General features: G+C 71.8%; 2 protein-coding genes, 2 tRNA genes and 1 pseudogene. 4 read left to right on the top strand and 1 reads right to left on the bottom strand.

Annotated elements, in window-relative coordinates:
- The 3 genes and pseudogenes from KBX53_RS21275 to KBX53_RS21265 form a co-directional block, all read left to right on the top strand.
- Positions 1–485 (top strand): annotated as a pseudogene (locus KBX53_RS21275) (hypothetical protein); the annotation flags it as partial.
- 83 nt (positions 486–568) lie between these two features.
- Positions 569–642 (top strand) — tRNA-Met (locus KBX53_RS21270).
- 136 nt (positions 643–778) lie between these two features.
- Positions 779–855: transfer RNA gene (locus tag KBX53_RS21265), tRNA-Met, on the top strand.
- A 117-nt stretch (positions 856–972) separates the two neighbouring features.
- Here KBX53_RS21265 and KBX53_RS21260 read toward each other — a convergent pair.
- Entirely contained in the window at positions 973–4,752 is a 3,780-nt protein-coding gene (locus KBX53_RS21260; RefSeq protein WP_210861219.1) for a S8 family serine peptidase, read from the bottom strand.
- A 163-nt stretch (positions 4,753–4,915) separates the two neighbouring features.
- On the opposite strand from KBX53_RS21260, the gene KBX53_RS21255 reads away from it, so the two are divergent.
- Positions 4,916–5,164, top strand: coding sequence for a hypothetical protein (locus KBX53_RS21255; RefSeq protein WP_030336617.1), 249 nt, complete (start codon positions 4,916–4,918; stop codon positions 5,162–5,164).
- The last annotated feature ends 104 nt before the right edge of the window (positions 5,165–5,268 follow it).

Raw genomic sequence — 5,268 nt, 5'->3', positions numbered from 1 at the left:
TGCCGGGCCTGTGCGGCGCGGACATCGGGAGCGAGGCGGTCGTGGACCGCCGCACCCGGCTGCTGATCTACAAGCTGCCGCAGACCCCCAAGGGGTACGTCCCGGACGGCACCTACACGCACTCGATCACGATCTACCGGGCCGGGCGCGCCGACGACGTGCTGGACGAGTTGCGGCAGGCGGTGCGGGACTGCCCCGAGCAGAAGCTGCCGGGCGGCGACACGGCGGTGCGGAGTCGACAGCGGCTGCTCCCGGACAGCGGGTTCGGCGACGAGTCGGTGCGGTTCGAGATGCGTAGCGCGGGTCAGGACGTCAACGGCGACCCGACCGGTGTGCAGGACGTTCGGTTGGTCCGGGCGATCCGGGTCGGCGACGTGGTGACCATCCTCTGGGAGCAGGGCTGGGAGGGCACCTCCAGCCAGCGGGCGCAGGTCGACGCGGACGGTCGACGCGCGGTCACCGCCATTCGGAGGTGGCTCGGCTGACCGGGGTGTGCCGGCCGCCAGCCGGCGGATTCGGATGTCGTTTTGCGGGGCCCGGGGGTGGTGCGCTACGGTTAGCGAGCCGACGCGGGGTGGAGCAGCTCGGTAGCTCGCTGGGCTCATAACCCAGAGGTCGCAGGTTCAAATCCTGTCCCCGCTACGAGAGAAACAGCAGTTCGAAGCCCGCCTCCGGGTCACCGGGGGCGGGCTTCGACGTTGCGGGGGTGCCGGGCCGCGGCGGTTGGTGACCCCCACTGATCATGACTGGGACGGATGGGATAGTCTTAACCAGTCGACGCGGGGTGGAGCAGCTCGGTAGCTCGCTGGGCTCATAACCCAGAGGTCGCAGGTTCAAATCCTGTCCCCGCTACCACTGAAAGTGATATGAGTCCGGCCCCCACACTGTGGGGGCCGGACTTGTTTGGTGCCGCTGTGACCCGAGCGTTCCCGGGAGGGGCCGGCACCGTGCAGGCACCGGCCCCGGCGGGTGCTACCGCAGGCCGAAGGCCCGGGTGACGGTCTGGGTGACGCCGCCGCCGTTGCGCTGCGTGGCGGTGACCCGGATCGACACGAAGTCGGCCCGCTGCGGCGCGTTCAAGGACGCCTGCCAGGCGCCCTTTTTCTCCCGCAGGTCCTGCCGCTGCCAGGTCGCCCCGTCGTCGTACGAGATCTCCAGTCGGAGCGACGACACGGCGTCCCGGGCCGCGGTGCTGCCCACCACCACGGGGCTGACCGTGAGGTCCGTTCGGCGCTTCGCCCGACCCGCGAGGTCCACGTCCGTTCCGTAGTCCAGTTGGACCAACGGGATGGCCTGCACCTGCGTGCTGCCGCCGGAGACGAAGCTCCACTCGGTGTGCGTGGCGGTCGAGTACGGGCTGAACTCGGGGTTGCCCGTGGTCTCGACGACCAGTCGGTACGGCAGCTTCTCCGGCGACAGGTCACCCGCGCCGACCTCCGGCCAGCCGTTGAACTGGGTCAGCTGTTTGTCGCCCTGATAGAACGTGGCGACCTGCGACATGCTGGCCCCGCCACTGTGTGCGGCACCCGCGTCGCCGAACCCCTGGATGTAGGCGCTCATGGCGGTCTCGCCCCGGAACGGGATCTCGGTGCTGAGCAGCCGTGGTCGGGTGACGGGCCCGAACCAGCGGTCCTTCTGCACGCTGCCCGGCCGGTAGGCGATGGCCTCCGTGTTGGACCGTGCCCAGTCGGCGACGTCGGCGTACTGCATCCACGTGACGCCGCCACCCGCGGAGACCCAGTCGGTACGCGGCCCCGGCGCGACCGGTTCGAACGGGAACGGGCGTGCCGCCGCGTACTCGTACGGTGGGAAGTCCACCCGCGTCTCGCTGGACTGCTTGCCCGGGGGCGGGGAGAAGGTGAGATCGATCCGGGCGAGGTTGCCCGGGTCGGTCTTGGCCGACGGGTCCTTCGGCACCGCGCCACGGTGGTAGTCCACCAGGTCGTACAGGTACGTGGCCCTGGGATGGGCGACGACGACCAGCCGGAGCGGCTTGCGGCCGGCAGCGCCGATCTTCTGGATCAACGCCTCGCCCTCGTCCATGGTCACCGAGGCCACCGGGATCGGTCCGGTCGTCACGGCGTCGGGGTTGCCGTACCAGTCGCTCTTGCGGCCCGCGCGGTCGTTGACCACGACGAGCATGGCCGCGCCGGCGGTGTGCGCCGCCGCCGCCTGATCCGTGGGGGTCACCGATTCGTTGCCGCGCACGACCACGGCCTTGCCGCGGGCGGCGAGGCCGGCGTAGTCGGCGGTGCCGCCGGCACCCGCGAAGACGGCGTCCAGGCGCGTGGTGCCGTCGGGCAGCGGCGGGGAACCGGGCTGCGCGAGCGGGTCGTTGAGCTGCTGGCCGGGGTAGCTGATGGCCAGCGGCGTCTGCTCGGCGCGGATCCGGGTGGTGAAGACGAAGCTGCCCTTGCGCACCTTGTTCCCGGTCGGCAGGGCCCACAGGCTGTCGTAGCCGGCACCGGGCCAGAACGTCTCGCGCAGGGCGTTCCAGTCGGTGGGTGTCGGTTCGCTCTCGGTGAAGGAGCGGTAGACGTCGATGCGGCTGTTGACGACGGCGGTCGGTTGGGCTGTCGCCACCTTCACCTGGCGGGCCCGCGCGGCGTCGAGTTCCACCACCCGATCGGTGCTCAGGTCGACCTCGGGAGCGGTCAGCATCGCGAGGCCGAGGGAGCGGGGCCCGTGCAGACCTTCCACGTCCGCCGCCGCGAGGGTGTACGAGCCGGGCGCGAGGCGGGCGGTGAGCTTTCCGTCCGGCACCCACATGAAGGCCGAACCGGTGTCGGCGTTGACGACCTCGACCTCACCGCTCATGGGTCGCCCGGCGCGGTCCTTCAGGTGGATGGTGAGGTCGTGCTTCTCGGACTCCACGGCGAGCCCGACGGCAGTGTGCACCTCGCCGGTCGCGAACCGGGCCGTGACCTGGGCGGAGTACCTGCCGGCGGGGAGACCGGCCGGGGCCACCACGACGTCGGCGGTCGCGCTCGCCCGGGCGGGCACCGTGAGGCGCTCGGCGGTCGCCGTGAACGTCCGCGCGGGGGAGGCGCCCTGGTCGACGGAGAGCGTCAGAGTGACCGGGCTGTCCGTGGTGTTGGTGTAGGTGATGGTCCGCCTGATCGGCTGTGGGGTGCTGCCCGGCGACCACCCGACGAGTCCGGCGTCCACCGACCCGGTCGCGATGACCTGGTCCTGGTGGTAGGCGGCGGCGACGTTCAACCGACCGCTGCCGGCCTGGTAGGCGTCGTAGTCGGGCGTGCGGACGCTGGTGCTCATCAGCGCGTCCTTGATCTGCCGCGCACTCCAGGTCGGGTGCTTCTGGGCCAGCAGCGCGGCCGCCCCGGCGACGTGGGGCGCCGCCATCGAGGTGCCGCTGTCGACGTAGTAGTAGCCCTCACCCCAGGAGATGTGCTGCGAGCGGGCCGCCAGCACGTCCACCCCGGGAGCGGTCATGTCGGGCTTGAGTGCCTCGTCGTTCATCCGGGGCCCGACGCTGGAGAAGCCGGCCAGGTGGTCGGAGGTGTCCACCGCGCCGATGGTCAGCGCGGCGTCCGCGGTGCCTGGGGCACCGAGGGTGTACGGATCTGGTCCGCTGTTGCCGGCGGCCACGACGAAGAGCGCACCCGTCTCGGCGGTCAGCTGGTTGACGGCCTGGCTCAGCGGGTCGTCCTGGGTGTGCCAGGCGCTCACGCCGAGGCTCATGTTGATCACCTTGGCGTGCTCGGCCCGCGCCGCCCACTCCATGCCCGCGATGATCCCCGAGATGGATCCGCTGCCGTACTCGTCGAGGACCTTGCCGATCACCAGGTCGGCGTCGGGTGCCACCCCCCGTTCCCGGCCGCCGGAGGCTGCGCCCGTCCCGGCCACCGTGGAGGCGGTGTGGGTGCCGTGCCCGTTCCGGTCGATCACGTCCTGGCCGGGGATGAAGCTCCGGGAGGCCACCACCCGGTCGGCCAGGTCCGGGTGGGTGGTGTCCACCCCGCTGTCCAGGACGGCGACGCGGACCCCGTCGCCGGTGCCACCCGCGGCCCACGCCGCCGGAGCGCCGACCTGGGCGGTGGTGTCGGCCAGGCTGGCCGTCGCCTTGCCGTCGAGCCACACCTTGTCGATGCCGGCGGTGAAGGAGGGTGCCGGGGTGGCAGCGCTGCGGGCGGTCGGTGACCGCCCGTCGGTGAGGGCCGACCAGAAGTCCGCGGCCTGTGACCGGCGGGTGCGGATCGCCTCACCCCGCACGGAGGGAAGCTGCTGCGTGGTCTGCGTGCCCGGCAGCGTGGTCGCGGTCCTGAGCTTCGCCGACCCCGTCGTACGGGTGACGATCAGGGGGAGTTCGGCGCTCCGCGCGTCGTCGTAGCCCTGGGCGATGAGCTGGGTGACGTCGAACAGCTGCTTGTCGAGCCGGCCGGTGGCGAGGTAGGGCACCGCCTCGTCCGGGTAGACGTAGGTGTCCCGGCCCTCGGTGGAGATGCGTACGGAGCCGGTGGCGCCGGGCGCGCGCTTGACGTCCACCGAGGGAGTCGCACCGGGCCGGCCCGGGGTCACCGTCACCCGGTCGCCGGTGATCAGCGTGACCGTGACGGGGGTACGGTCCGCGGCACCGCTCGGAGCGGGTTTCGTGGGCGGTGCCGGTGGGGGCGGCGGGGCGCCGTGCGCCGCGGTGGGGGTGAGGAGAGCGGCGACGAGGGTGACGCCGACCGCTGCCGCCGCAGATCTTCGGGTGCGAGAGATCCGCGCACTGTCTACAGAGTTGACCATGAGGCGAATCCGATCACCTCAAGACATTCATGTAAAGATCATCATCTTTGCCGGGGCGTTGCGAACACGTTGCGCGCCGGCCGGAGCGTTCCGGACATTCCGCTCCCGGGAAATCCGCGTGGACCAACGTGCCGAGGTTGCGCCCTTCGGCGAGGATGGGCACATGTCTTCATTCGGTAAGTGGTGGGGCCGCCTGAGCGCGGTCTTCGGTGCGGTCGTACTGGCGGTCTTCGTGCCCGTGGCGGCCTGGGCGTCCACGGGCACCGGCGAACTCGTGGTGGAGGCCGCCCGGCGGCGTGGCCGCAGCGGGTTCGGGGTGCTGCCGCTGCTCTGCTGCCTGGTGGTGGTCGCGATCGTCGTGTTCCTGGTGCTGCGTCTGATGCGCAACCGCCGGGGTGGCCCGCCGCGCTGACCGGGTCGGCGGCCCCGACGGTCACCGGCGGCCGGTCCCGGGACCGGCCGCCGGTGTTCACACCGCCCGGGCCGCGATGGCCTGGGACCGGAAGCGGGCGGTGG

Origin of the sequence: Micromonospora sp. M51 (assembly GCF_018070305.1) — a bacterium.
GTDB classification, from domain to species: domain Bacteria; phylum Actinomycetota; class Actinomycetes; order Mycobacteriales; family Micromonosporaceae; genus Micromonospora; species Micromonospora parva.
This window is presented reverse-complemented; position numbering and strand designations above follow the sequence as displayed.

Coding starts and splice junctions, on each gene's coding strand:
- KBX53_RS21260 (WP_210861219.1), bottom strand. CDS start 4,752: ATGGTCAACTCTGTAGACAGTGCGCGGATCTCTCGCACCCGAAGATCT.
- KBX53_RS21255 (WP_030336617.1), top strand. CDS start 4,916: ATGTCTTCATTCGGTAAGTGGTGGGGCCGCCTGAGCGCGGTCTTCGGT.